Origin of the sequence: Streptomyces tritici (assembly GCF_048500665.1) — a bacterium.
GTDB classification, from domain to species: Bacteria; Actinomycetota; Actinomycetes; order Streptomycetales; family Streptomycetaceae; genus Streptomyces; species Streptomyces tritici.
Genome location: NZ_CP183183.1, coordinates 1,444,095 through 1,468,975, shown reverse-complemented (window position 1 = coordinate 1,468,975; position 24,881 = coordinate 1,444,095). Strand labels below are relative to the sequence as shown.

22 protein-coding genes are annotated in these 24,881 nt (G+C 74.9%); 13 read left to right on the top strand and 9 right to left on the bottom strand.

Going from position 1 to position 24,881, the window contains the following annotated elements; genetic code table 11:
- Positions 1 to 202: 202 nt before the first annotated feature.
- Together ACNJ93_RS06825 and ACNJ93_RS06820 are read left to right on the top strand one after the other, a co-directional pair.
- On the top strand, positions 203 to 3,085 hold the full coding sequence (locus ACNJ93_RS06825) for a DEAD/DEAH box helicase (protein WP_418956429.1): 2,883 nt from the start codon (positions 203 to 205) through the stop codon (positions 3,083 to 3,085).
- Complete coding sequence (locus ACNJ93_RS06820) at positions 3,082 to 4,371, top strand: SWIM zinc finger family protein (RefSeq protein ID WP_418956428.1); 1,290 nt, start codon at positions 3,082 to 3,084, stop codon at positions 4,369 to 4,371. The genes ACNJ93_RS06825 and ACNJ93_RS06820 overlap by 4 nt, the downstream gene beginning before the upstream one ends.
- Here the strand turns inward: ACNJ93_RS06820 and ACNJ93_RS06815 are convergent.
- Entirely contained in the window at positions 4,368 to 4,949 is a 582-nt protein-coding gene (locus ACNJ93_RS06815; RefSeq protein WP_418956427.1) for a hypothetical protein, read from the bottom strand. The genes ACNJ93_RS06820 and ACNJ93_RS06815 overlap by 4 nt on opposite strands.
- A gap of 229 nt (positions 4,950 to 5,178) precedes the next feature.
- On the opposite strand from ACNJ93_RS06815, the gene ACNJ93_RS06810 reads away from it, so the two are divergent.
- Complete coding sequence (locus ACNJ93_RS06810) at positions 5,179 to 5,967, top strand: chaplin family protein (protein WP_418956426.1); 789 nt, start codon at positions 5,179 to 5,181, stop codon at positions 5,965 to 5,967.
- A gap of 68 nt (positions 5,968 to 6,035) precedes the next feature.
- On the opposite strand, the gene ACNJ93_RS06805 is transcribed toward ACNJ93_RS06810, so the two are convergent.
- Positions 6,036 to 6,692 (bottom strand): DUF2293 domain-containing protein, encoded by a 657-nt coding sequence (locus tag ACNJ93_RS06805; protein ID WP_418956425.1) that lies wholly within the window; start codon positions 6,690 to 6,692, stop codon positions 6,036 to 6,038.
- Positions 6,693 to 6,759: 67 nt separating this feature from the next.
- Here ACNJ93_RS06805 and ACNJ93_RS06800 point away from each other — a divergent pair, with 67 nt between their 5' ends.
- Positions 6,760 to 7,494 carry a hypothetical protein gene (locus ACNJ93_RS06800; protein ID WP_418956424.1) on the top strand — a complete coding sequence of 245 codons (735 nt, stop codon included), beginning with the start codon at positions 6,760 to 6,762 and terminating at the stop codon, positions 7,492 to 7,494.
- A gap of 406 nt (positions 7,495 to 7,900) precedes the next feature.
- Here ACNJ93_RS06800 and ACNJ93_RS06795 read toward each other — a convergent pair whose 3' ends face one another.
- Positions 7,901 to 9,112: a pyridoxal phosphate-dependent aminotransferase gene (locus ACNJ93_RS06795; RefSeq protein WP_418956423.1), complete on the bottom strand. Its 1,212-nt coding sequence runs from the start codon at positions 9,110 to 9,112 to the stop codon at positions 7,901 to 7,903.
- 86 nt (positions 9,113 to 9,198) lie between these two features.
- On the opposite strand from ACNJ93_RS06795, the gene ACNJ93_RS06790 reads away from it, so the two are divergent.
- From ACNJ93_RS06790 to ACNJ93_RS06780, 3 genes are read left to right on the top strand one after another with little or no spacing between them, the layout of a single operon-like run.
- Complete coding sequence (locus tag ACNJ93_RS06790) at positions 9,199 to 9,825, top strand: winged helix-turn-helix transcriptional regulator (RefSeq protein ID WP_418956422.1); 627 nt, start codon at positions 9,199 to 9,201, stop codon at positions 9,823 to 9,825.
- The gene (locus tag ACNJ93_RS06785; protein ID WP_418956421.1) at positions 9,822 to 10,277 is read left to right on the top strand and encodes a hypothetical protein; all 456 of its coding nucleotides are present in this window, start codon (positions 9,822 to 9,824) and stop codon (positions 10,275 to 10,277) included. Before ACNJ93_RS06790 ends, ACNJ93_RS06785 begins: the two co-directional genes overlap by 4 nt.
- Complete coding sequence (locus ACNJ93_RS06780; protein WP_418956420.1) at positions 10,274 to 10,909, top strand: uridine kinase; 636 nt, start codon at positions 10,274 to 10,276, stop codon at positions 10,907 to 10,909. The genes ACNJ93_RS06785 and ACNJ93_RS06780 overlap by 4 nt, the downstream gene beginning before the upstream one ends.
- 71 nt (positions 10,910 to 10,980) lie before the next feature.
- Here ACNJ93_RS06780 and ACNJ93_RS06775 read toward each other — a convergent pair whose 3' ends face one another.
- The 4 genes from ACNJ93_RS06775 to ACNJ93_RS06760 form a co-directional block, all read right to left on the bottom strand.
- Entirely contained in the window at positions 10,981 to 11,868 is an 888-nt protein-coding gene (locus ACNJ93_RS06775; protein ID WP_418956419.1) for a carbohydrate kinase family protein, read from the bottom strand.
- Entirely contained in the window at positions 11,865 to 12,776 is a 912-nt protein-coding gene (locus ACNJ93_RS06770) for a pseudouridine-5'-phosphate glycosidase (RefSeq protein WP_418956418.1), read from the bottom strand. The genes ACNJ93_RS06775 and ACNJ93_RS06770 overlap by 4 nt, the downstream gene beginning before the upstream one ends.
- Before the next feature lie 170 nt (positions 12,777 to 12,946).
- Positions 12,947 to 14,086 carry a hypothetical protein gene (locus tag ACNJ93_RS06765; RefSeq protein ID WP_418956417.1) on the bottom strand — a complete coding sequence of 380 codons (1,140 nt, stop codon included), beginning with the start codon at positions 14,084 to 14,086 and terminating at the stop codon, positions 12,947 to 12,949.
- Positions 14,070 to 14,900 carry a hypothetical protein gene (locus ACNJ93_RS06760; protein ID WP_418956416.1) on the bottom strand — a complete coding sequence of 277 codons (831 nt, stop codon included), beginning with the start codon at positions 14,898 to 14,900 and terminating at the stop codon, positions 14,070 to 14,072. Before ACNJ93_RS06760 ends, ACNJ93_RS06765 begins: the two co-directional genes overlap by 17 nt.
- 403 nt (positions 14,901 to 15,303) lie before the next feature.
- Between ACNJ93_RS06760 and ACNJ93_RS06755 the strand changes: the two genes are divergently transcribed.
- The 4 genes from ACNJ93_RS06755 to ACNJ93_RS06740 all read left to right on the top strand — a co-directional run bounded on the left by ACNJ93_RS06755 (position 15,304) and on the right by ACNJ93_RS06740 (position 19,598).
- Positions 15,304 to 15,660, top strand: a complete 357-nt coding sequence (locus tag ACNJ93_RS06755; RefSeq protein ID WP_418956415.1) for a cupin domain-containing protein — start codon at positions 15,304 to 15,306, stop codon at positions 15,658 to 15,660.
- 253 nt (positions 15,661 to 15,913) lie between these two features.
- The gene (locus ACNJ93_RS06750) at positions 15,914 to 17,245 is read left to right on the top strand and encodes a discoidin domain-containing protein (RefSeq protein ID WP_418956414.1); all 1,332 of its coding nucleotides are present in this window, start codon (positions 15,914 to 15,916) and stop codon (positions 17,243 to 17,245) included.
- Complete coding sequence (locus tag ACNJ93_RS06745) at positions 17,245 to 18,627, top strand: MFS transporter (RefSeq protein WP_418956413.1); 1,383 nt, start codon at positions 17,245 to 17,247, stop codon at positions 18,625 to 18,627. Before ACNJ93_RS06750 ends, ACNJ93_RS06745 begins: the two co-directional genes overlap by 1 nt.
- Positions 18,624 to 19,598 carry a hypothetical protein gene (locus tag ACNJ93_RS06740; protein ID WP_418956412.1) on the top strand — a complete coding sequence of 325 codons (975 nt, stop codon included), beginning with the start codon at positions 18,624 to 18,626 and terminating at the stop codon, positions 19,596 to 19,598. The genes ACNJ93_RS06745 and ACNJ93_RS06740 overlap by 4 nt, the downstream gene beginning before the upstream one ends.
- 7 nt (positions 19,599 to 19,605) lie before the next feature.
- Here the strand turns inward: ACNJ93_RS06740 and ACNJ93_RS06735 are convergent, their stop codons facing one another.
- The gene (locus ACNJ93_RS06735; RefSeq protein ID WP_418956411.1) at positions 19,606 to 20,931 is read right to left on the bottom strand and encodes an MFS transporter; all 1,326 of its coding nucleotides are present in this window, start codon (positions 20,929 to 20,931) and stop codon (positions 19,606 to 19,608) included.
- Positions 20,932 to 21,011: 80 nt separating this feature from the next.
- A complete protein-coding gene (locus ACNJ93_RS06730; RefSeq protein WP_418956410.1) occupies positions 21,012 to 21,560 on the bottom strand; it encodes a methylated-DNA--[protein]-cysteine S-methyltransferase in 549 nt (182 codons plus the stop codon).
- Between the two features lie 227 nt (positions 21,561 to 21,787).
- Here ACNJ93_RS06730 and ACNJ93_RS06725 point away from each other — a divergent pair, with 227 nt between their 5' ends.
- Entirely contained in the window at positions 21,788 to 22,666 is an 879-nt protein-coding gene (locus ACNJ93_RS06725) for an MHYT domain-containing protein (RefSeq protein WP_418956409.1), read from the top strand.
- A gap of 37 nt (positions 22,667 to 22,703) precedes the next feature.
- Positions 22,704 to 24,839 carry an excinuclease ABC subunit UvrB gene (gene uvrB / locus ACNJ93_RS06720; protein ID WP_418956408.1) on the top strand — a complete coding sequence of 712 codons (2,136 nt, stop codon included), beginning with the start codon at positions 22,704 to 22,706 and terminating at the stop codon, positions 24,837 to 24,839.
- Positions 24,840 to 24,881 lie beyond the last annotated feature (42 nt).

Here is a 24,881-nt window from a genome sequence, read left to right as displayed (position 1 = left end):
GGCCGCCGCGCCGTCGCCCGTGCCGTGCCACCCACGCCCCGCCGCGCCGCCCGTGCCGTCCGTGCCGCGCCGCCCGCGCCGTCGGTGCCGCGCCGCCTCCCGCCGCGCCGCCCGCGCCGCCCGTGCCGCCCGTGCCGCGCTGGCCTACCGCCCCGCCGGCCCCCCGCCCCGTCGGCTGCGGCCGTTGTCAGACCTCGCCCGTATGGTCGGAGGTCCAGTCGTCAGTCGTCGCGGATCGGGAGGTGACCAGGTCGTGGACCCCGCATGGCACAGCTGTGCCGCCGTGTTCCTGCCCGCCGCGCTGCCCCGCGAGGGACGGGTCGCCTTCTGGTCGCCCGACGGCGGCCCCCTGCCCGACCCCCCGGACGGCACCGGGGTCCGCTCCGAGATCACCGTCGTGCGCCGGCACGGCAACGGGGCCCGCGGGCGTACCGTGCCCGCCGTCGTCCTGCCCGTCGGCGCGGCCCTGCCCCGGCTCGTCGCCGCCCGACGGCATCCCGCGGCGCACCCCGCCGCCGCCTGCTGGGGCGCGGCCGCGCTGCACGCGCTGCAGCTCACCGCCCGGGGCCGGCTGCTGCCCGGACTGACGGCCGAGGACCTGGACGCCTGGCGGGCCGGCCCGCTGGACCCCGCCGACATCGCCCATCTGCGGGCCGTCGCCGCCGCCATGCCGTACGAGGCGCACGCCGTGCCCGTCCCCGGCGCCGGGCCGCTGCGGCTGCCCGACCCCGAGGCGCTGGTCCGCGCCTTCCTCGACGCCGTCGCCGACACCCTGCCCCGCAGCCCGGCCGCCGCCCACGCCGCGGGCCGGCCCTTCGCCGCCCCCGAACCGCAGCATCTGCCCGGCGCCCGCGCCTGGGCGGCGGAGGCCGCGGCCGGGATGGACGCCGGGGTCCGGGTGTCGCTGCGGCTCGACCTGTCCGGGTACGAGCTCTTCGACATCGCGGAGGAGGGCGGCGCGGAGCGCCAGGCCGCCGCCGCGCTGCTCCAGGTGCACAGCCTCGCCGACCCCACCCTCGTCATCGATGCCGCCGCCCTGTGGGCGGGCGACGGCGACGAGACCTTCGGGCCCCGCGCCCGGATCGACGCGGTCCTCGCCCTGCGCCGCGCCGCCCGCGTCTGGCCGCCGCTCACCCGGCTCCTGGACCGGGACGTCCCCGACGTCCTGTCGCTCACCGAGGACGAGCTGTACGAGCTCCTGGGCCCGGCCGCGGCCCGGCTCGCCGACGCAGGGGTGGCCGTGCACTGGCCGCGCGAACTGGTCCGCTCGCTGACCGCGACGGCCGAGGTCCGGCCCGCGCGCTCCGCGCCCGGCTCCGCCACCGACGGGACCTCGTTCTTCGACAGCACGGAACTGCTCCGCTTCGACTGGCGGCTCGCCCTGGACGGAGACCCGCTCACCGAGCGGGAGATGGACGCGCTCGCCGAGTCGCACCGCCCCGTCGTCCGGCTGCGCGACCAGTGGGTCGTCGTCGACCCCGCCCTCGTCCGCAAGGCCCGCAAACGCGAACTGGGCCTGCTGGAGCCGGCCGACGCCCTTGCCGTGGCCCTCACCGGCACCGCCGAGGTCGACGGCGAGACCGTCCCCGCGGTGCCCACCGGCGCGCTCGCCGAGCTCCGCGACCGCCTCGCCGCCGGGCCGATGGCCGTCCCCCAGCCGCCCGGCCTGGACGCCACCCTGCGCGACTACCAGCTGCGCGGCCTGGCCTGGCTGGACCTGATGACCTCCCTCGGCCTCGGCGGCTGCCTCGCCGACGACATGGGCCTCGGCAAGACCGTCACCCTCATCGCCCTGCACCTGCGCCGCGCCCGCAGCGCCCCCACCCTCGTCGTCTGCCCGGCGTCCCTGCTCGGCAACTGGGAGCGCGAGGTACGGCGGTTCGCGCCCGGCGTGCCCGTCCGGCGCTTCCACGGCGCCGACCGCTCCCTCGACGGAGCCGGCGGCGGCTTCGTCCTCACCACCTACGGCACCATGCGCACCAGCGCGCCCGAACTGGCCGCTCGGGACTGGGGGATGGTCGTCGCCGACGAGGCGCAGCACATCAAGAACCCGTTCTCCGCCACGGCCAAGGCCCTGCGGACGATCCCGGCGCCCGCCCGCGTCGCCCTCACCGGCACCCCCGTGGAGAACAACCTCTCCGAGCTGTGGGCGCTGCTCGACTGGACCACCCCCGGACTCCTGGGCCCGCTCAAGGCCTTCCGCGCCCGCCACGCCCGCGCGGTGGAGAACAACGAGGAGGTCGAGCACCGGGAGGCGGTCGAACGGCTCGCCCGGCTGGTGCGGCCGTTCCTGCTGCGCCGCCGCAAGTCCGACCCCGGCATCGTGCCCGAGCTGCCGCCCAAGACCGAGTCCGACCATCCCGTGGCCCTCACCCGCGAACAGGCCTCCCTGTACGAGGCCGTGGTCCGCGAGACCCTGGGGCGGATCGAGGGCGCCGAGGGCATGGCCCGCCGCGGCCTGGTGATGAAGCTCCTGACCTCCCTCAAGCAGGTCTGCAACCACCCCGCCCAGTACCTGAAGGAGCCCGCCGGACGCGGCGGTCACCGCCTGGCCGGCCGCTCCGGGAAACTGGCCCTGCTCGACGAACTGCTCGACACGATCCTCGCCGAGGACGGCTCCGTCCTGGTCTTCACCCAGTACGTGACCATGGCGCGGCTGCTCTCCGAGCACCTGGCCGCACGCGGGATCACCGCCCAACTGCTCCACGGCGGCACGCCCGTGGCCGAACGGGAGCGGATGGTCGACCGCTTCCAGTCCGGCGAGGTCCCCGTCTTCCTGCTGTCGCTGAAGGCGGCCGGCACCGGCCTCAACCTCACCCGGGCCGGCCATGTCGTCCACTACGACCGCTGGTGGAACCCGGCCGTCGAGGACCAGGCCACCGACCGCGCCTACCGCATCGGCCAGACCCAGCCCGTGCAGGTGCACCGGCTCGTCGCCGAAGGCACGGTCGAGGACCGCATCGCCGAACTGCTGCGCTCCAAGAAGGCCCTCGCCGACGCGGTCCTCGGCTCCGGAGAGGCCGCGCTCACCGAACTGACCGACCGCGAACTGGCCGACCTGGTCTCCCTGAGGAGGTCGTCGTGACCGCCCGCCGCTTCCCCGCCGGCCGCTCCGGCCCAGGCCCGGCGGCCCGCCATGACGACCGGCGCCGCACCTTCCCGCCGGTGCCCCCGCGCCAGGCCCCCGACGGCCGCTTCGCCGCCACCTGGTGGGGCAACGCCTGGGTGGAGGCCCTGGAGGACACCGCCCTCGACCCGGCCCGCCTCGCCCGGGGCCGGGCGTACGCGGGCCGCGGCCAGGTGGACGCCATCACCGTCACGCCCGGCCGGGTCGTCGCGTACGTGCACGGCAGCCGGCCCCGCCCGTACCGCACCGAGATCCGGCTGCGGGTCCTCGGCGACGACGACTGGGAGCGGTTCCTCGACGCGGCGGCCGACCGCCCCGAGCACATCGCCGCCCTCCTCGACAAGGACGTGCCGCACGCCCTCGCGGCCGTCGCCGACCTGCTGCCCGCGCCCGGCGACCTGATCCCCGACTGCTCCTGCCCCGACGACGGCTTCCCCTGCAAGCACGCCGCCGCCCTGTGCTACCAGGCGTCCCGGCTGCTCGACGAGGACCCGTTCGTGCTCTTCCTGATGCGCGGCCGCGGGGAACAGGAGCTGCTCGCCGCGCTGACCCGGCGCAACGCGGCCCGCTCCGCCGCCGAGCGCACCGGCGCCGCGCCCGAACTGCCCACGGTCCCGGCCCGTTCCGTACTGCCGGCGGGCACCGGCGACCGCGCCCTGCCGCCGCTGCCCGAACCCCTGCCCGCCCCCGCGCAGCCCGGCCGCCCGCCGCTGCCGCCGCCGGACCGCGCCGCCCCCGACCCCCTGGCGCTCGACCTGCTCGCCACCGAGGCCGCCGCCCGGGCGCACGCCTTCCTGACCACCGGCCGGGACCCGGTCGCCGACCTCACGCCCTGGCAGGACGCCGTCCGGCTGGCCGCCGCGCACCCCGGCTCCGGTCTGACCGCCTCCACCCGGGCGCTGTACCGCGACCTCGCCGCCGCTCTGGACCGCACCCCCACCGACCTGGCCCGCGCCGTCGCCGCCTGGCGCCAGGGCGGCGCGGCCGGCCTGGAGGTCCTGGAGGAGCCCTGGGACCCGCCGGCCGGCCCCTTCGACCGGGCCAGACCCGCGCTGCTCGCCGCCGACCTCCCGGCCTTCCGGCCCTGGCGCAACCGGCTGTCCACCCGCACGCTCCAGCTCCGCCTCGGCCGCGACGGCCTCTGGTACGGCTACGAGTCGGACGCCGACCGCGAGGACTGGTGGCCCCGCGGCGCGCCCGACGCCGACCCGGTCGGCGCCGTCACCGCCCTGATGGGCCGCTAGGCAGCTGAGCCGCTAGACGGCGCCCCGCCCCGCCCCGCCGCCCCGCCGTGCTCCTCCGCCCAGCGGGTCAGGGTCAGGAAGTCCGCCTCCCGCAGCCCGCGCCGCGGGTGGATGCGCAACAGCAGCGCCGGGGCGTCGTGGCGGGCCGCCACGTACGTCTCGTCCCGCCGCGTGATCATGTCGTCGACCCAGGCGAACGGCCGCCCCGCCGCCCACTCCAGGAGCGGCCGGGTCTTCCAGTACAGGCCGTCGTCGTTCTTGGCGAACAGCTCGGGCCACTCGATGACCGGCAGGTCGGACGGCAGCCCGACGACCGGGGCGATCATCTCGTTCGCCTCGTGCATCCAGGTGGTCGCCCAGGCCAGTTCGAACGGCAGCGCCCGCAGCCGCGGCCCGTGCGCCGGATTCAGCACCACCTTCAGGCCGCGCCGCAGCCGGCGGGACCCGGGGGCCTGCCGGGAGGACCAGTTCGACGGCCGGAGGCGGTGCGCGGTGTAGCCGCGCAGACGGGGGAGACGGGCCGCGTACGGATTGAGCGGCCCGTCGACGTCGAGAAGGAGGAGCGGACGGTCGGTCATGGCAAGAGCGTTACCCCGAACGGCCGCGCGACAGTCCCGGCCCCCGCCCCCGCCGGAGCCCGGACGGGGCCTGAACACCGGGTGCGACCCCGGAAGGGTTCCCCGTCGCGATCAACGCCACTCCACCCGATCGGGTGAAACCGGCGACCGGCCTGATCCGGACGCTCCCGGCCGGCGTTATTTCCGGTACGGGCGCATGCCCGTGCACACCTCCGGAAGGCAGGAAGCCATGAGGCAGATTCGCCGAAGTGGTCTGGCCACACTGATGGTCACGGGCGGCGCGCTCGCCCTCTCGGCGGGCTACGCACACGCCGACTCGGCCGCGGAAGGCGCCGCCGCCGTCGGCTCGCCGGGTGTCGGCTCCGGCAACGCGATCCAGCTGCCGGTGCACGTCCCGGTCAACGTCTGCGGCAACACCGTGAACGTCGTGGGCGTGCTCAACCCGGCGTTCGGCAACGGCTGCGCGAACGGCTCGGGCGGCTCCGAGGCTGCGGGCAGCCGGTCCGGCTCCCACAAGGACCAGCCGGGCACCACCCGGTCCGGCAGCACCCGGTCCGGCGGCGGCCAGGGCGGTCACGGCGGGCAGGGCGGCGACGGGAGCCAGGGCGGTTCCCACAACGGCGGCGGCGCCACCGCAGACGGGACCGCCGAGGGCTCGCCCGGCGTGCTCTCCGGGAACGGCATCCAGCTGCCGGTCCACCTCCCCGTGAACGTCAGCGGCAACTCCGTCAACGTCGTCGGCATCGGCAACCCGGTGTTCGGCAACAGCTCGGTCAACGGCCCTGGCACCCCCGACACCCCCGAGGAGCCGCCCGCCCCCGGCACGCCCAAGCCCGCGCAGCCCGCGCCCGGCCAGAGCGTCGCCGAGCCGCCGGCCCACGCGCCGCAGGGCGACTCCTCGCAGCTCGCCGAGACCGGCGCGGACCTCACCGGCTACGGCCTCTCCGCCGGCGCGGCCCTGCTGATCGGCGGCGCGATCCTCTACCGCCGCTCCCGCGCGGCCGGCGCCCGCGTCTGACGCCGCGCCCCGCGCCGGCGCCCGCGTCTGACGCCGCGCCACACACCGGCGCCCAAGGGCGCCCGCGTTCACCCCTGCCAGGCCCGGAGCACCGTCTCGATGACCGGCGCCACCCTCGTCCGGGCCTGGTGGCGGGGCACGCCGCGCATCAGCAGGGCGTCGTACTCCGTGTCCACGTGCCGTACCGACGCCCGCACCGCGGCCGTCACCGCACCCGGCTCCAGCGCCCGGCCGGCCGCCGTACGGCCCACCCGGCCGCTGCCCCGCTGCGAGGCGTGCGCCGCGATCTCGGCCACCCGGTCCTCCGGGCAGCGCGGGAACAGCCGCCGGATCTCCGCGGCCAGCGACTCCCGGACCCGTGCGTCCTGGGCCTCCCGGCGCACGGCGTCCCGGGCCCGGCGCCGCGCCCGCGCCTCCGCGTCGGCCAGACAGGCGGCCTCGGCCGAGGCAAGGGCGGCCTCCTCCACGAGCAGGCCCTGCCGCTCGTACCGCGTGCGGCGGCGGTTGTGCCGTACCACCAGCGCCCACAGGGCGCTCGCCTCCCGCGCCCGGCGGGTCAACGCCGTGTCGCCGCGCGGCAGGAACACCAGATGGCCGAGATCGGCGCAGTCCAGACAGAGCGGTGCGTTGAACTCCAGCACCATCCGCTCCAGCGGTCCCGTACGGCACTCCGCACAGCGCCGCCGGCGCAACGGCTCGACGACGACGGGCGCGACGAGCTCCATGACGGCCTCCCGGACTTTCTGCGAAATCCGTTCGAAGCATCACCCCGTGCTCGCTAGAGTCGATCACGTGGCAACGAAACTCAATCAGATCATCGCGGTGGAGAAGGGCGTCAAGTCCAAGGCGCACCAGGACTTGACCGCGGCGCACCACGGCCTGCAGAAGCCCGCCCTGCTCGCCGGCATCGCCCGGACCTACCAGCCCAAGGACGAGGAGGGCGAGCAGCTTCCGCCCGAGTCGACCCTGGTGCAGCTGAAGGCGGAGGACGTCCTGCGCGACACCGCCAAGACGCTCACCCGGCTGTTCGATGTGACCGCCACGAAGGACTGGGCGAACTGCGAGGCACGCGCCGACGTCGTCGTCGACGGCCGGGTCGTGATCGCTCAGGCGCCGGTCGCGTATCTCCTGTTCCTGGAGAAGCAGTTGGTGGATCTGATGACCTTCGTCCGCAAGCTGCCGGTGCTCGACGCGGCCGAGTCGTGGACGCAGGACCCGTCGACGGACGCCTGGAAGACCGAGGCGGTGCGCACCGTCCGGACGAAGAAGGTGCCGCGCAACCACGTCAAGGCCGAGGCGACGGACAAGCACCCGGCGCAGGTCGAGGTGTACTACGAGGACGTGCCGGTCGGGTACTGGACGACCGTGAAGTTCTCCGGCGCGCTGCCGGCCCGCCGGGTGAACGAGCTGGTGGACCGCGTGGAGAAGCTCCAGCAGGCCGTCAAGTTCGCCCGTGAGGAGGCCAACGCCACGGAGGTCGTCGACCAGCGCGTGGGCGACGCCGTCTTCGGCTACCTGTTCGGGTAGCCTCATGAACTCCCCGGCCGCGCAAGGCGGTCGGGGTGCGCGAGGAGCGCAAAGCTGAAGCTGAAGCTTGTCGTGATCAACGCGGTCGAGTTGGAGGTTCGAGTCCTCCCCCCGGCATTCGCACCGTGCCGGGGTGGCCCAATCGGTAGAGGCGGGCCGCGATCAATCTCAGACTCTTGCTCCAGACTCAGCATTCGCCGTTCATCGCCGGATCGACCGGGCCCGGGCCCGACACGTCGAGCTGCTGGTTCAACTCCAGCCCGCGGAGCTCGATCCGCGGTGGTCCAAAGGTAGGACGCGACGTATGAGACTGACCCGGACTCTCAAACGTGCCGGCGTGTGATGTGAGCGGCATTCACAGGGCTCGGGGGTTGGCTACGCCCCCGGGCCCGCTCCTTTTGCCGCGCTACTGCCGGTAACCGCTCAGGAAGCGGCCGATGCGGCTGATCGCCGCATCCAGGTCGTCGGCGTACGGCAGGGTGAGGATGCGGAAGTGGTCCGGACGCGGCCAGTTGAAGCCGGTGCCCTGCACCACCTGGATTTTCTCGCGGAGCAGCAGGTCCAGGACGAACTTCTCGTCGTCGTGGATCGGATGCACCTTCGGGTCCAGCCGCGGGAAGGCGTACAGGGCGCCCTTGGGCTTGACGCAGGAGACGCCGGGGATCTCGTTCAGCTTCTCCCACGCCTTGTCGCGCTGCTCGTACAGCCGGCCCCCGGGAGCGGTCAGCTCGCGGATCGACTGCCGGCCGCCGAGCGCGGCCTGAATGGCGTACTGGGCGGGCGCGTTGGCGCACAGCCGCATGGAGGCGAGCATCGTGAGCCCCTCCAGGTAGCTCTTGGCATGCTGCCGGGGGCCGCTGACGACCAGCCAGCCGGAGCGGAAGCCCGCCACGCGATAGGTCTTCGACAGGCCGCCGAAGGTGAGCACGACGAGGTCCGGGGCGAGGGTCGCGGCGGGGTGGTGGACGGCGTCGTCGTAGACGATCTGGTCGTAGATCTCGTCGGCGAAGACCATCAGGCCGTGGCGGCGGGCCAGGTCGAGGATGCCCTCGACGATCTCCTTCGGATAGACCGCGCCGGTGGGGTTGTTGGGGTTGATGATCACCACGGCGCGCGTCCGGTCGGTGATCTTCGAGGCCATGTCGGCCAGGTCGGGGTTCCAGTCGGCCGACTCGTCGCACAGGTAGTGCACCGGCCTGCCGCCCGCCAGGGTGGTGACGGCCGTCCACAGCGGGAAGTCCGGGGCGGGGATGAGCACCTCGTCGCCGTCCTCCAGGAGCGCCTGCACGGCCATGGAGACCAGTTCGGAGACGCCGTTGCCGAGGAAGACGTCGTCCACGTCGACGTCCCGCAGCCCCATGGCCTGGTAGCGCTGGGCGACCGCGCGACGGGCGGAGAGGACGCCCCGGGAGTCGGTGTAGCCGTGCGCCTTGGGGAGCATCCGGATCATGTCCTGGACGATCTCCTCGGGGGCCTCGAAGCCGAAGAGCGCCGGGTTGCCGGTGTTGAGGCGCAGCACGCTGTGGCCCGCCTCCTCCAGCGCGTCGGCGTGCTCGATGACCGGGCCGCGGATCTCGTAGCAGACCTCGCTGAGCTTGCTCGACTGCCGGAACTCCATGCGACTGCCTCCCCAGAAGTGCTGTTGCTTGGTTTTACCAAGTTCGAGCTTGGAAAGTCCAACGACAATCTGTCTAGACTGCGTTCATGCCACGTCAGCCCAGCCGGCCCCGCCGCCGGAGCTACGACCAGTACTGCGCCGCCGCCCGTGCCCTCGACGCCGTCGGTGACCGCTGGACGCTGCTGATCGTCCGCGAACTCCTCGCCGGACCACGCCGTTACACCGACCTGCACGCCGATCTGCCCGGCGTCAGCACGGACATGCTGGCCGGCCGGCTCAAGGACATGGAGCGCGACGAGCTGGTGACGCGGCGTCGGCTCGCCGCGCCGGTCTCCGCGTACGTCTACGAGCTCACCGACCGGGGGCGCCGGCTGCTGCCCGTGCTGCGCGCCCTCGCGGAGTTCGGCGCGCCCGAGCTCGGCGAGCCCCGGCCGACGGACGCGGTCCGCGCGCACTGGTTCGCCGTCCCGCTGCTGCGCGCGCTGGAGGGCCTTCGGGCGCGCGTGGTCCAGGTGACCCTGGACGAGGGCCGGTTCCACGTACGACTGGGGGCCGACGGCCCCGCGTACGGCGAGGGCCCCGCGGACGACGCCGACGCCCGCCTCCGCACGGACACCGCCACCTGCCGGGCCCTGGCGAGCGGCGAGCTGAGCCTCGCGGAGGCCGTCGCCACCGGCCGCGCGGAACTCGACGAGAGAGTGAGCACGGCGTGACGGACGTCCGGGAACTGTGGGCGGCGCTGCGGCCCGAGGTGCGCGAGGAGGTGGACGCCTGCGTCGCCGGCCGCCGGATGGTGCGGGCGATCCACGCGGTCCGCTCGTCGCCGGAGGGAGCCGGGACGGGCATCCCCCTGGGCAAGGACCTCGTCGCCTGGCGGCTGGAGGTCCTCGGCGACCGGGTCGAACCCTGGCCCACCTACGACCTGGAGGCCCTGACCGGAGAGGCCCGGTCAATGCCCGGCGGGCCGCCGGCCGCACTGCGACTGGAGTGGGACGGCGACTCGTGGGGTTGGATGCTCCTGCTCACCGCCGGCACGACGGTGCTCGCCACATGGCGCGGCACCGACTGGACGGAGCCCCTGGCGACCGCCGCCGCGCTCGCGGAACGGCTCGGGGTGCCCCTGCACGGTCCGGGAGACGGCGGACCGGCAGGATGGGACGGGTGAAGTTCGAAGCGATCACCTGGGAGCGGCTGACCGAGGCCGTCGCCGGACACGTCGACGCCGCCGAGCCCGGCGACGGCAGCGCCTGGCTGAAGGTCGGGGTGGACGGCGCGCCCGCCGCGCCGACGGGGGAGACCGCCGGGCGGATCGCCGACGCGCTGCGGCTGCGCGGCCGTTCCGTGCTCGTCGTGGGCACGGGCGGCTTCCTGCGGCCCGCGTCGCTGCGGTTCGAGTACGGGAAGCAGGACCCGGACGCGTACTACAGCGGCTGGTTCGACACCGGGGCGCTGTGGCGCGAGGTGTTCCGGCCGCTGGAGGCGGGCGGCACGGGGCGGGTGCTGCCCGACCTGTGGGACCCGGTCAAGGACCGGGCGACCCGCAGCCCGTACACCGAACTCCCGCCCGGCGGCGTGCTCGTCCTGCACGGCCCGTTCCTCCAGGGCCACTGGTTCCCCTTCGACCTCACGGTCCATCTGCGGCTGTCGCGCGGCGCCCTGGCCCGGCGCACCGAGGAACGCTGGACGCTGCCCGCGTTCCAGCGGTACGAGGACGAGGCCGCCCCGGCCGAGGCCGCCGACGTCGTCGTCCGCGTCGACGACCCCCGTCACCCGGCGTGGAGCGGCCTGCGGGGGTGACGGCGGCCGACGCCCGGCCCGTGCGACGCGTTCCCCACGCCGGTGGGCGCGTCCTTACGGTCCGCCCATCCTCACGGTCTGCCCCCGATCCTCCGTACCGCCTCCGCTCCCGCCCGGCAGCCCGCCCCGGCCGCCTCGGCCGGGGACGCGCCGGCCAGCCGGGCCGCCAGGAAGGCGCCCGTGAAGGCGTCGCCCGCGCCGGTCGTGTCGAGCGGCCGGACCCGCGGCGCCCCGACGCGGGCCGTCACCTCCCCGGCCTCGGCGATCAGCGCGCCCGCCGCGCCCAGGGTCGTCGCCACCACCGGGAAGCGGCGGCTCAGGGCCCGCGCGGCGGCCTCCGGGCCGTCCAGGCCCGTCAGCAGGCACGCCTCGTCGGCGTTCGGCAGCAGCACGTCCGCGCCGCGCGCCGCGGCGAGGAAGCGCGCCACCCCCGTCTCCTTCAGGAACCCCGCCGACGCCGGGTCCACGCTCACCGGGACGCCCGCCGCCCGCGCGTCGGCGAGCGCGGCCGTCACCGCGTCCCGGCTGGTGTCCGCGAAGAAGAGGTACCCCGACAGGTGCAGGTGGCCCACCCCCTCCAGCAGATCTGGCGACCAGTCGCCACGCGCGAGCCGGAGCGCCGCCCCGCTGTCGGTGAGGAAGGTGCGCTCGGCCGCCGCGTCGACCAGCGCTATCACCGTGGCCGTCGGCGCCTCGGCGTCGGCCACCAGCAGCGGGCGCACCCCCGCCCGGCGCAGCGCGAGGTCGTGCCAGGGCGCGTCCCCGGCGCCCACCCGCCCGAGCAGCCGCACGTCCGGGCAGCCCGTACGGGCCGCCCAGCAGGCCGCATTGGCGCCCGCGCCGCCCGGCAGCGTACGGATCTGCGCCGCCGTGTCGGTCGCCGGGGCGAGCGGCTCCCGATGCCGGGCCACCACGTCGGTGACCACGTCCCCGACGACGAGCAGCGCCCCGGCCGTCACGCGTACGCCGCCGCGATCCGCGCCGCCAGCCACACGTTCCCGCGCACCGCCGCGAGGTTCGCCTCCAGCGAGGCCCCGCCGGTGTGCGTCATCAGGTACTCCAGCAGGAACGGCGTCACCGCCTGCCCCGTGATCCCGCGCTCCGCGCAGGCGTCCAGCGCCGCGCCCAGGACCCGGTCGTGCACCCCGGGGTCCAACTGCTCCGCGTCCGGCACCGGGTTGGCGACGATCAGCGCCGCGTCGGGACCGCCGAGCGCGTCCTGGGCGCGCAGCACCGCGGCGACCTCCTCGGGCGAGTCCAGGGTCCAGTCGACGCGTGCGCCGGACGACGTCAGGTAGAAGCCGGGGAACCGGTCCGTCCGGTAGCCCACGACGCCCACGCCCAGCGTCTCCAGGCGCTGCAGCGTCGCCGGCACGTCCAGGATCGACTTCACGCCCGCGCACACCACGGCGACCGGCGTGCGCGCGAGCAGCCGCAGGTCGGCCGACTCGTCCTGGGTCTCCGTCCAGCCGCGGTGCACCCCGCCGAGGCCGCCGGTCGCGAAGACCCGGATGCCGGCCCGCGCGGCCAGGAACGCCGTCGCGGACACCGTGGTCGCCCCGCTCGCGCCGGTGGCCAGCGCCGGCGCGAGATCGCGGTGCCCCAGCTTCCGTACGCCCGGCTCCGACGCGACCCGCTCCAGTTGTTCCTTGCCCAGGCCGACGAAGGCGGTGCCGTCGAGGACCGCGATCGTCGCGGGGACCGCGCCGCCCTCCCGCACCAGTGCCTCCAACTGCTCCGCCACGGCGAGGTTGCGCGGACGGGGCAGACCGTGGGCGATGATCGTCGACTCCAGGGCGACGACCGGCCGCCGCGCGGCCAGGGCCTCCCGCACTTCTTCGGACAGTACGACTGTGGTCTCAGGCATGTCCCATCCCTGGCGCGGCCGGCCCCCGCGCAAACCTCCGCCGCACCCGCCGCCTCAACCTCTGCCGTGCAGTCGCCTCAAGCCTCAGTCGTGCCCGCCGCCTCAACCTCAGCCCTACCCGCCGCCTCAGCCTTTGCCGCACTCGCCGCCGTAAACCCCGTCCGCCGGCCTCAGCGGCATGCCGGCAGCGCCGGCAGTCCGTCCGCGCGCACCACCTGGATCACCGGTCGCGCGCCCGCCGTCTTGGCGTTCCCCTCGCTGTACGCCACCGCCAGCGTCCCGCCGCCGCCCTGCGCGTACCCGTACGGCGGGGTGATCCGCGCGTACGAACCGGCCGCCGGGTCCAGGGCGTACGAGGTCTCCGGGGTGCGCCAGGTGACGAGCCGGCCGTTGACCCGCACCTGGTCGACGCCGTCCGCGCCGGGCGACCCGGTCACCGCCGCCACGGGACGGGCGTCGCCGGTCCGCCACACCATCAGCCGCTGCCGCTCCTCGCCGGCCACCCAGGCCCAGGTCGTGCCGTCGGAGGCGACGGCACGGACGTCGCGCAGCGCGGCGATCGGCGCGGGCAGCGCGGCCGGCCGCAGCGACGCCCGGTCCACCGCGGCCAGCCGGGTGCCCGGGCCGGCCGCCTCGCGCCAGACCAGCAGCCGCCCGGCGGCGAACGGGGCGTCCAGCACGCCCGTGTGCACCGCGCGCGGCGGCCCGCCGGCGGCCGGCGCCGCGTACACGGTCGCCCGCCCGCCGCCGACGCCCTGCGCCCAGTGGACCGTGCCGTCGGCCAGCACCGGCCGCGGCAGCGGGCCCGGCCGGTCGGCGCGGGCGAGCCGGCGCGCCTCGCCGGTGCGGGAGTCCCACGCGTACAGGCTCCACGGGCTGTCGAGGGTCCGGCCCTCCAGGACCGCGAAGACGGCGTGCCGCCCGTCGAAGCCGGCGGCCAGCAGCTGGTGTTCGACGGGGTCGGCGAGCGTGAGCAGGGTGCGCGGCGGTCCGCCGCCGAGGACCAGCGCGGCCTGCCGCCTGCCGTCCCGCGTCGTCTGGACGGCCGTCCAGCCCGGTCCGGCGTCCACGAGCACCGCCCGCGCGCCGCCGGGCGGGCGCAGGACGCCCGCCTCCAGCGCCGCCCGCCAGGCTGCCGGCAGCGGGACCTCGCAGGCGTCGGCGAGGGTCCGCTGCGTCGCGGGCGGGCTCGGCGCGGGCGCGGGGCGGGGCCGTGGCCCCGGCTCCGCCGCGGTGCATCCGGCGGTCTGGGCGGCCGCCAGCAGCAGCGCGGCCGCCCAGAGGCGCCGGCGGCTACCAGACGTAGCCACGGCCGCCCATGATCGTGGTGATGGTGTCGGAGGAGATGTGCGCCGACTTGGGCACGCCGGCCGCCCAGGAGATGACGCTGGTGCTCACCCCGCCCACCGGGTCGAGGTAGTTGACCTGTCCGGCGGCGGTGTCGGTGTTGTAGCCGTCGATCGAGACCCAGTGGAAGATTTCGATGTTGGGGTGGCCGACCAGGTGCGGCCCGCCCGGGACCTCCCAGGCGTTGCCGGCGATGGCGTAGTCGTTGTCCGTGTTGTGAGTGATGTGCGCCTTGAAGTTGGCCTTGTCGGTGGCCGTCGGGGTGTACGGCAGCGCCCGCGGCACGTAACCGGCGCCGGGGAGCCGGTGGTTGAGCGCGTCGGCCATGGGATAGCCGGTCGGGCTGGGGACGTTGATGTTGATGCCGTACCAGGCGGTGCCGTTGGTCGTCGTCTTGAGGAGGGTCGCGGCGTCCTGCTGGGAGCGGCCGGCGACCTCGTCGCGGGCGGACTGGGTGATGACGAGGGTCGCGGGGCCGCACCAGTAGGAGGTCTTCTGCGACTGGTGGATGCCGCCGGAGAGCTTGTACCCGGCGAGGGCCCGGACCGGGGCGGAACGCAGCCGGTCGTACGATCTCACCGCCGCGGCCTGCTTCTGCGCCGACAGCGCGCGCTGCCCGGCGGTGAGGCGCTGTGCGGGGAGGCTGTCGTGCGCGGCCTTGTACGCCGCGCCGGGCGCGGGCTCGGCGGCCGTGGCGGGGGTCGCGGTGGCGAGGGCGGTCGCCGCGAGGAGCGCGGCGGCGGTGCGGGCGGTCGTACGGGTGAGGGGGGAGGTCATCGCGGGCTCCAGCAGGTGTGGGGGAGTCGAGAGGTGCTCCGACCGCGAGTTTGACGGGTGCACGCCATGAACGGCAGGGTCGCGGCGAGCCCGCTCCGACCAACATTGGGCGCACCAAAGGCGCCCGTCAGGACCTGCGTGTTCGCGCCACGTCACCCTCTCCGGCAGCGGCTGTTTTCGGCCTTGCGGGCCCGAAAGAGCGCCTCCGGAATCCGCAGTCCGCGCGCCGCCTCCGAAGGGCGGTGCGAGGCGGCCCCCGGGATGACCTGCCCCGGGTCCCGCGGCGGCCCGACACGGAATCCGTCGCGGCCCCGGCCGCCCGTGAACCCGCAGGTCGCGGGCGTGGTCGCGGGCGCCTACCGGGCGGTCGGCGGGCCGGTGGGCCCCGCTACAGTCACCCGCCATGACGACACACGATCAGCTGTCCTTCGCCGTGCACATCCCGGACGCCGAACTGGAGCCGGAGCCCCTGGATCCGGCCCAGATCGTCGCCGGCGACCCCGTGGTGACCGGCAAGGTGCTCTGGGAGTCCCCGGACGGTGCGCAGATCCGCGGCCTGTGGCAGATCACCCCGGGCGTGGTCACCGACACCGAGGCCGACGAACTGTTCGTCGTGGTGAGCGGACGCGCCACCGTCGAGACGGAGAGCGGCGGCACGCTGGAGCTCGGCCCCGGCACGGCGGCCGTCATGCGCAAGGGGGAGCGCACCACTTGGACGGTCCACGAGACCCTGCGCAAGGCGTACCACATCAACCTCTGACGTCCCGTCAATCGCTCCCCGCGCCAAGGCCGTCCGGAGGTCTGGTAGGAAAGTTTCCTGTCGTATAGCATCCGCGGCGGTGGCTCGGCGCGGCGCCCGTTCCCTCCCTCGGGGCACGGGCGTGACGCGCTCAGCGAGAGCTCTGACCCGGCCGCCGCGCACCGCCCTGCCCGCCCACGGCCCGTGGCGGGCGGGCGGCGGCGCCCGCACCGGTGTCCAGCTCTCACCGCCCTCCAGGCCAGGGAGTCCAGGTATGCGCCTGACCGCCTTCGCCCCACCCCGCCGCCACGCCCCGACGGCGCTGCTCGCCGCCGTCCTCGCCCTCGTCTCCGGCCTCCTGCTCGGTTTCCCCGACCGCGCCGACGCCGCCGACCCGCTCCTGTCCCGCGGCAGGCCCGCGACCTCGTCCAGCGTCGAGGACGCGACCCTCGGCCCCGAGAAGGCCTTCGACGGCGACCCCGCCACCCGCTGGGCCAGCGCCGAGGGTTCCGACCCGCAATGGCTCCGCGTCGACCTCGGCACGAGCGCCACCGTCAGCCGCGTCCGGCTCTCCTGGGAGGCCGCGTACGCCACCGCCTACCGCGTCGAGATCTCCGCCGACGGCGTCACCTGGACCCGGCTCGCCTCCGAGACCGCCGGCGACGGCGGCGTCGACGACTGGACCGGACTCAGCGGCAAGGGCCGCCACCTGCGCGTGTACGGCACCGCGCGGGGCACGCCGTACGGCTACTCGCTGTGGGAGGTCGAGGTGTACGGCGTCCCCGACTCCGGCCCGCCGCCCTCCGGAGCGTTCACCGTCGTCGCCGCCGGCGACATCGCCGCCCAGTGCACCGCGTCCAGCAGCTCCTGCGCCCACCCGAAGACCGCCGCCCTCGCCCAGCGGATCGCCCCGCGCTTCTACCTGACCATGGGCGACAACCAGTACGACGACGCCCTGCTCTCCGACTTCCGCGCCTACTACGACAAGACCTGGGGCGCCTTCAAGTCCGCGACCCGGCCCGTGCCCGGCAACCACGAGACCTACGACCCGGCCGGACCGCTCGCCGGCTACAAGGCGTACTTCGGCGCGATCGCCTACCCCCAGGGCAAGCCGTACTACAGCTACGACGAGGGGAACTGGCACTTCGTCGCCCTCGACTCCAACTCCTTCGACGACCCCGTGCAGCTCCAGTGGCTGAAGGACGACCTCGCCCGCAACACCAAGCGCTGCGTCGTCGCCTACTTCCACCACCCGCTGTACTCCTCCGGCGGACACGGCAACGACCCCGTGTCCCGGCCCGTCTGGAAGATCCTCTACGCCGCCAAGGCCGACCTCGTCCTCAACGGGCACGACCACCACTACGAGCGCTTCGCCCGCCAGGACCCGTACGGAAAGGCCACCTCCGACGGCATCGTCGAGATCGTCGGCGGCATGGGCGGGGCCGAGCCCTACCCGATCGAGACCGTCCAGCCGAACAGCCAGAAGCGCATCAGCGGACCGTACGGCGTGCTCAAGCTGGACCTGACCGACACGACGTACACCTGGCAGTACGTCGGCACGGACGGGTCGGTCAAGGACTCCGGCCCGACCTACACCTGCCACTGATGTACCTCGCGACCACCGGTCGCCGGGACGCGCCGCCCGCCCCGTCCGGGGCCCGGCGGCGCGTCTCCCGGACCGTCCTCGCACTGGGTGCGGTCAGCCTGGTCACCGACGTCTCCTCCGAGATGGTCACGGCCGTGCTGCCGCTCTACCTCGTCGTCGGCCTCGGCCTCTCGCCCCTCCAGTTCGGCTTCCTCGACGGGCTGTTCCACGGAGCCACCGCGCTGGTGCGGATCGCCGGCGGACAGTTCGCCGACCGCGCCGGCCGGGCGAAGACCGTCGCCGGGTTCGGCTACGCGCTCTCCGCCTGCTCCCGGCTCGGCCTGCTGCTCGCCGGCGGGGCGGCGGCCGGGATCGCGGCCGCGCTGGCGGCCGACCGGCTCGGCAAGGGCATCCGCACCGCGCCGAGGGACGCCCTCATCAGCCTGAACAGCCCGCCCGACGGGCTGGGGCGCGCCTTCGGCGTCCACCGCGCCATGGACACGACCGGCGCGCTGCTCGGCCCGCTGGTCGCGTTCGCGCTGCTGTGGGCCACCGCGGACGCGTACGACGCCGTCTTCGTCGTCAGCTTCGCGGTGGGGCTGGTGGGCGTGCTGCTGCTGGTGGCGGCCGTGCCCGCGGACGCCCCGCGGCCGCCCCGCCCGCGCGGCAATGGTCGCCCGCGCATCGAGGGCTCGCGCGCCGCCGGCCGCGGGCCCTTCGCGACGGGCCCGGCGGCCTCGCGCGCCTTCCGGCGGCTGCTGGCCGCGACCGCGCTGCTGGGCGCGGCGACCGTCGGCGACGCGTTCCTGTACCTGCTGCTGCAGCGGCGGTACGACCTCGCCGTGACGTGGTTCCCGCTGCTGCCGCTCGGCGCGGCCGCGGTGTATCTGCTGCTCGCGGTGCCCGCCGGGAGGCTCGCGGACCGGTTCGGCCGGCGCCGGCCGTTCCTGTACGGACACCTGGCCCTGCTCGCCGGGTACGGACTGCTGCTCCTCGCCCCGGAGGGCGGTACGGGCGCGGCGCCGGTGCTCGTCGTCGCCCTGGTCCTCGCCCTGCTCGGGGTCTTCTACGCCGCCACGGACGGGGTCCTGATGGCCCTGGCCGGTCCGCTGCTGCACCGGGAGCGGCGGGCGGGCGGCCTCGCCGTCGTCCAGACGGTCCAGGCCCTCGCCCGGCTCGTCGCGGCGACGGGCTTCGGCGCGGCCTGGACGCTGTGGGGCCCCGGCCCCGCCCTCGCCCTCGCGCTCGCCGCCCTGGCGGCCGCCGCGCTCTGCGCGTCCCGGCTGCTGCCGCGCACGGACACCGCGCCTCCGGACACGCCGTCCCAGGACTCCGCCTCGCCGGCCTCGCCGGCCTCCCCGGCCCCGCCCCCCGCCGTCCCGTCCGAAGGGTTCTCCTCATGACCGGCCGTCCCGTCCGCGCCCGCCCCTGGGCCCTGGTCCTCGCCGTTCTGCTGCTCCTCGGCGGTGCCGCCGGGTACACGCTGCACGCCGCCCAGCGGGCCGACGGCGACGGGGGAGCGGGCGGCGCGCGGGCGGCGCTCACGCTCGACGGGCCGGGGCGGCGGCTGTTCGTCCGGGACACGGCGACCGGGCGCGTGGCCCTCGTCCAGGGCCGGACCAGGACGGCAGGCGGGCCCGTCTGCGACCGCTTCCACGCCGCCGGGGGCACCGCCCTGTGCCTGCGGCGGCGGCCGGGCGTCCCGGCCCGTGCGTACGCGCTCGTCCTGGACCGCGAACTGCGCGAGGTCCGGCGCATCGCCCTGCCCGGCATCCCCAGCCGCGCCCGCGTCTCCGCGTCCGGACGGGTCCTGTCCTGGACCATGTTCGCGACCGGCGACTCGTACGCGGGCTCCGCCTTCTCCACGCGCACCTCGATCCTCGACCTGCGCACCGGCTACCTGGTCAAGAACATGGAGCAGATCCCGCTGACGCTCGACGGCCGCCGGTACCACGCGCCCGACGTGAACTACTGGGGCGTCACCTTCGCGGCCGACGACGACCGTTTCTACGCGACCGTCTCCACCAAGGGCCGTACCCACCTCGTCGAGGGCCGGCTGCGGGCCTGGTCCGCGCGGGCGCTGCGGAAGAACGTCGAGTGCCCCTCCCTGTCGCCCGACGGCCGGCGGCTCGCCTTCAAGAAGAAGGTGTCCGACGACCCGAAGGCCCCCTGGCGGCTGCACGTCCTGGATCTGGGCACCGGCCGCGAGCACCCGCTCGCCGACCGCCGCAGCGTCGACGACCAGGCTCTGTGGCTCGACGACCGCACCCTCGCCTACGGACACGCGGGCGAGGTGTGGACCAGCCCGGCGGACGGGTCCGGCGCCCCGCGCGTCCTCGCCCGGGGCGCGTCCTCCCCCGCGCAGCCGCGGTGACGGGCGGTCAGGACTTCTCCGGCGCGGCCCCCCGCAACGCCCCGCGCACCACCAGGGCCGCCATCGGGAGCAGCAGCAGGGCCCCGACGGCGTTCAGCCAGCCGTAGCCGGCCTTGGCCACGATCAGACCCGCCATCAGACCGCCCAGGCCGGCCGCGGTGTTCATGACCGTGTCGGACAGGCCCTGGACCGCGGCCCGCGCGGCCTGCGGCACCGAGTCGGTCAGCAGGGCCGAGCCCGAGACGAGACCGGCCGACCAGCCGAGCCCCAGCACGAACAGGCCCGCCGCGGTCTGGGCGTGGCTCGGGCCCGCCGTGCCGGCGAGCAGCGCCGCCCCGGCCAGCAGCCCGGCCGCGAGGCCGATCACCGACAGCCGGCCCACCCGGTCCGCCAGCCAGCCCATCAGCGGCGAGAACGCGTACATGCCGGCGATGTGACCGCTGATGACCAGGCCGATCAGTTCGATGCCGGCGCCGTGGTGGCCCAGCGCCACCGGGGTCATCGACATGATCGACACCATCGTGGCGTGCGAGGCGGCCACGGTGACCAGGGCGAGGCGGGCCCGGGACGACTCCCGTACCGCCCGTATGCCGGCCTTCAGGGACCGGTCGTCCTCCTCGCCGCCCTCCGCCGCCACGGCGAGCGCGCGGGCCGTGAGCAGCGGGTCGGGGCGCAGCAGCACCAGGACCATCACGGCGGACAGCAGGAACACGACCGCCGCCCACAGGAACGGCCCGGCCTCCGCCGGGATGCCGAGGCCGGCGACGCTCCGGCCCGCGGGGGCCGCGATGTTCGGCCCCAGCACCGCGCCGATCGTCGTCGCCCACACCACCGTGGAGATCGCCCGGGCCCGCCGCTCCGGCTCCGCCAGGTCGGCCGCCGCGAACCGCGCCTGGAGGTTCGCCGACGACGCCCCGCCGAAGGCCACCATGCCGGCGAGCAGCAGCGGGAAGCTGTCCACGACCGCGCCCAGGACGACCACACCGGCGCCCGCCGCGCCCACCAGGTAGGCGAGCGTCAGGCCGGCCCGGCGGCCCCGCGCGTTCATCAGCGAGGCCAGCGGCATGGCGAGCAGCGCCGGTCCGGCGACCATGGACGTGGACGCCAGGCCGGCCAGCGCCTCCGTGCCGCTGACCGACTTGGCCAGCACCGCGGCGAGCGCGACGCCGATGGCGATCCCGAGCCCGCCGAGGATCTGGCTGGCGACCAGGACGGCGTGCACCCGCCGGCGCAGCGCCGGAAGCTGCTCGGGCGTGACGGGCGGGGGCGTGCCGCCCCCGGGTATGCCGGCGGGCGCGGCCGCCGCGTCAGGGGCATCAGAGGTGTGAGTCACTGACGCAGTGTGCCAGGCGGGCGGCCCGGAGGGAACGGCGGGGCCCCTACCCCGTAGGGGTATGTCGGCGGACCCTGGGGTCAGAAGAGCGGCTGCGGCAGGACGCCCTCCAGCGCCAGCAGTTGCCGCTTGGTCTCCAGGCCGCCGCCGAAGCCGCCGAGGCCCCCGTCGCTCTCCACCACGCGGTGGCACGGCACCACCACCGGCAGCGGATTGCTCCCCATGGCCGCGCCCACCGCCTGCGCGGCGCCCGGCTGCCCGACCCGCTCCGCCAGCTCCCCGTACCCCACGACCGTCCCGTACGGCACCCCCGAGGCCAGCTCGCGCAGCACCTGCCGGTTGAATCCGGCCGTCAGCGACCAGTCCAGCGGCAGGTCGAAGGTCTTCAGCCGGCCCGCGAAGTACGCGTCGAGCCGGCGTATCGGCTCGGCCAGCCGGCCCGTGGCCGACTCGACGGGCTCGGCGCCGAGCCGCGCCGCCAGCCGGGCCGGCTCCCGCTCCCGCACCGCGGGACCGGCGTGGAAGACCACGCTCACCAGCCCCTGCCCGGTCGCGGCCAGCAGCAGCGGACCGATGTCACTGGGCACTACGGCCCACTCCACGTGCGGCGACCGTCCTTCGCTGTCCATGCCGACCACCGTACGACCGGCCACTGACAGCGGTCCCCGGCCCTCGCCCCGGACGTCCCCGGCGACGGCCTCCACACCGGCGGCGAGCGGGTCGCCGGGCGGGTGAATCACCCCCGCGCGTGTCCGTCGGCCGCCCCGAGCGCCATAATCTCGCCGGGCAGGGGGATACGGCCGGTCCGGCGGTTTTCGGCCGCGGGGCCGTTTCAGGGGTGGAAGGACACACCGTCATGCAGGGCACGGTCGACGGATTCAGCTACGGCCTCGTCACGCCCGTGGCCGCCTTTCTCATGGCGTGCCTCGGCGGAGCCCTGGGGCTGCGCTGCACCACCAGGTCGCTGCGCGGCGGCGGCGGCTTCAAGGCCGGCTGGCTGGCCCTCGGCGCCACGTCCATAGGGACCGGCATCTGGACCATGCACTTCATCGCGATGCTGGGCTTCTCGGTGCGGCAGGTCCCGCTCAGCTACGACCGCCCCCTCACCTTCGCCAGCCTCGCCGTCGCCATCGTCGTGGTCGGCATCGGCATCTTCATCGTCGGCTACCGGGGAGCCACCGCCCTCGCCCTCGTCACCGGCGGCACCATCACCGGCCTCGGCATCGCGACCATGCACTACCTGGGCATGGCCGGAATGCGGTTCCAGGGGCGGGTCGAGTACGACACGCTCACCGTCGCCCTGTCCGTCGTGATCGCCGTCGTCGCCGCCACCACCGCCCTGTGGGCCGCGGTCTCCGTGCACGGCTTCCTGGCCAGTCTCGGCGCCAGCCTGGTCATGGGCCTCGCCGTCAGCGGCATGCACTACACCGCCATGGCCGCCGTCCGGGTCCACCTGCACGGAACGCCGCTGCCCGGCACCGGGGACACCGCGGCCTCGCTGCTGCTGCCCATGCTGGTCGGCCCGGCGGTCTTCCTTGTCCTCGCCGCCGTCGTGGTGATGTTCGACCCGCTGCTCGTCATGGGCGAACCGGACTGGCAGAAGCCCTCCGGCCGCCCCGCCACACCCCGGCCCCGGATCCCCGCCTCCGCCTACGGCGAGCCCGCCGCCCGCACCTCCCGCCGCTCCGCCGCCCGCGCCGCGCGCCGCGACGGACACCGCCCCCAGGACTGGTGACCCCCCGACTGTCAGTGGGGGGTCGTACGGTGGTTGCATGCGGCCCGTTTCCCAGATCGAACGCACGGTGGCGCCCTTCGAGGTCGTCAGCCCCTACAAGCCCAGCGGCGACCAGCCGGCGGCCATCGACGACCTCGAGCGGCGCATCCGCGCCGGCGAGAAGGACGTCGTGCTGCTCGGCGCCACCGGCACCGGCAAGTCGGCGACCACGGCCTGGATGATCGAGCGCCTCCAGCGCCCGACACTCGTCATGGCGCCGAACAAGACGCTGGCCGCCCAGCTGGCGAACGAGTTCCGCGAGCTCCTGCCGAACAACGCGGTGGAGTACTTCGTCTCGTACTACGACTACTACCAGCCCGAGGCGTACGTCCCGCAGTCGGACACGTACATCGAGAAGGACTCCTCGATCAACGAGGAGGTCGAGCGGCTGCGTCACTCCGCGACGAACTCGCTGCTCACCCGGCGCGACGTGGTCGTGGTCGCCTCCGTGTCCTGCATCTACGGCCTCGGCACCCCGCAGGAGTACGTGGACCGGATGGTCCGCCTCAAGGTCGGCGAGGAGCTCGACCGGGACCAGCTGCTGCGCCGCTTCGTCGACATCCAGTACACCCGCAACGACCACGCGTTCACCCGCGGCACGTTCCGGGTCCGCGGCGACACCATCGAGATCTTCCCGGTCTACGAGGAGCTCGCCGTCCGGATCGAGATGTTCGGCGACGAGATCGAGGCCCTGTCCACGCTCCACCCGCTCACCGGCGAGGTCATCAGCGAGGACCGCGAGCTGTACGTGTTCCCCGCCAGCCACTACGTGGCCGGACCGGAGCGCATGGAGCGGGCGATCAACGACATCGAGCGCGAGCTGGAGCAGCGGCTCGCCGAGCTCGACAAGCAGGGCAAGCTCCTGGAGTCGCAGCGGCTGCGCATGCGCACCACCTACGACATCGAGATGATGCGCCAGATCGGCTCCTGCTCCGGCATCGAGAACTACTCGCTGCACTTCGACGGCCGCGAGCCCGGCTCCCCGCCCAACACCCTCCTCGACTACTTCCCCGAGGACTTCCTGCTCGTCATCGACGAGTCCCACGTCACCGTGCCGCAGATCGGCGCCATGCACGAGGGCGACGCCTCCCGGAAGCGGACCCTCGTCGACCACGGCTTCCGGCTGCCCTCCGCCCTCGACAACCGCCCGCTGAAGTGGGAGGAGTTCCAGGAGCGGATCGGCCAGACCGTCTACCTGTCGGCCACCCCCGGCACGTACGAGCTGTCCCGCTCCGACGGCTTCGTCGAGCAGATCATCCGCCCCACCGGCCTCGTCGACCCCGAGGTCGTCGTCAAGCCCACCGAGGGCCAGATCGACGACCTGGTGCACGAGATCCGGCTGCGCACCGAGCGGGACGAGCGGGTGCTGGTCACCACCCTCACCAAGAAGATGGCCGAGGACCTCACCGACTACTTCCTGGAACTGGGCATCCAGGTCCGCTACTTGCACAGCGACGTCGACACGCTGCGCCGGATCGAGCTGCTGCGCGAACTGCGGTCCGGCGAGTACGACGTGCTGGTCGGCATCAACCTGCTCCGCGAGGGCCTCGACCTGCCCGAGGTCTCCCTGGTCGCCATCCTCGACGCCGACAAGCAGGGCTTCCTGCGCTCCGGCACCTCGCTGATCCAGACCATCGGCCGCGCGGCGCGCAACGTCTCCGGCCAGGTCCACATGTACGCGGACACGATCACGCCGGCGATGGAGAAGGCCATCGACGAGACCAACCGCCGCCGCGCCAAGCAGATCGCGTACAACGAAGAGCACGGCATCGACCCGCAGCCGCTGCGCAAGAAGATCAACGACATCGTGGCCACCATCGCCCGCGAGGAGGTCGACACCGAGCAGCTGCTCGGCACCGGCTACCGCCAGAACAAGGACGGCAAGGGCGCCAAGGCCCCCGTGCCGTCCCTGGCCGCGCACACCCCGCCGAAGGGCAAGGGGGCCGCCAAGGGCGGCGCACTGGACCTCGGCGAGCGTCCGGCCGCCGAACTGGCCGCGCTCATCGAGGAGATGACCGAGCGGATGCGAGCCGCCGCCGCGGAGCTGCAGTTCGAGGTCGCCGCCCGGATCCGCGACGAGGTGGGGGAGTTGAAGAAGGAGTTGCGCCAGATGAAGGAGGCGGGAATCGCCTGACCGCTCCACCCCTCCGGCCCGTGCGCTGTGTTGCAAGACCGA

Bases quoted from the DNA above. Each gene is read 5' to 3' on its own strand.
- ACNJ93_RS06730 (WP_418956410.1), bottom strand. From the start codon at position 21,560: ATGGACAGCGAAGGACGGTCGCCGCACGTGGAGTGGGCCGTAGTGCCC.
- ACNJ93_RS06750 (WP_418956414.1), top strand. From the start codon at position 15,914: ATGCGCCTGACCGCCTTCGCCCCACCCCGCCGCCACGCCCCGACGGCG.
- ACNJ93_RS06810 (WP_418956426.1), top strand. From the start codon at position 5,179: ATGAGGCAGATTCGCCGAAGTGGTCTGGCCACACTGATGGTCACGGGC.
- ACNJ93_RS06755 (WP_418956415.1), top strand. From the start codon at position 15,304: ATGACGACACACGATCAGCTGTCCTTCGCCGTGCACATCCCGGACGCC.
- ACNJ93_RS06825 (WP_418956429.1), top strand. From the start codon at position 203: ATGGTCGGAGGTCCAGTCGTCAGTCGTCGCGGATCGGGAGGTGACCAG.
- ACNJ93_RS06725 (WP_418956409.1), top strand. From the start codon at position 21,788: ATGCAGGGCACGGTCGACGGATTCAGCTACGGCCTCGTCACGCCCGTG.
- ACNJ93_RS06770 (WP_418956418.1), bottom strand. From the start codon at position 12,776: ATGCCTGAGACCACAGTCGTACTGTCCGAAGAAGTGCGGGAGGCCCTG.
- ACNJ93_RS06815 (WP_418956427.1), bottom strand. From the start codon at position 4,949: ATGACCGACCGTCCGCTCCTCCTTCTCGACGTCGACGGGCCGCTCAAT.
- ACNJ93_RS06795 (WP_418956423.1), bottom strand. From the start codon at position 9,112: ATGGAGTTCCGGCAGTCGAGCAAGCTCAGCGAGGTCTGCTACGAGATC.
- ACNJ93_RS06740 (WP_418956412.1), top strand. From the start codon at position 18,624: ATGACCGGCCGTCCCGTCCGCGCCCGCCCCTGGGCCCTGGTCCTCGCC.
- ACNJ93_RS06790 (WP_418956422.1), top strand. From the start codon at position 9,199: ATGCCACGTCAGCCCAGCCGGCCCCGCCGCCGGAGCTACGACCAGTAC.
- ACNJ93_RS06805 (WP_418956425.1), bottom strand. From the start codon at position 6,692: ATGGAGCTCGTCGCGCCCGTCGTCGTCGAGCCGTTGCGCCGGCGGCGC.
- ACNJ93_RS06745 (WP_418956413.1), top strand. From the start codon at position 17,245: ATGTACCTCGCGACCACCGGTCGCCGGGACGCGCCGCCCGCCCCGTCC.
- ACNJ93_RS06760 (WP_418956416.1), bottom strand. From the start codon at position 14,900: ATGACCTCCCCCCTCACCCGTACGACCGCCCGCACCGCCGCCGCGCTC.
- uvrB (WP_418956408.1), top strand. From the start codon at position 22,704: ATGCGGCCCGTTTCCCAGATCGAACGCACGGTGGCGCCCTTCGAGGTC.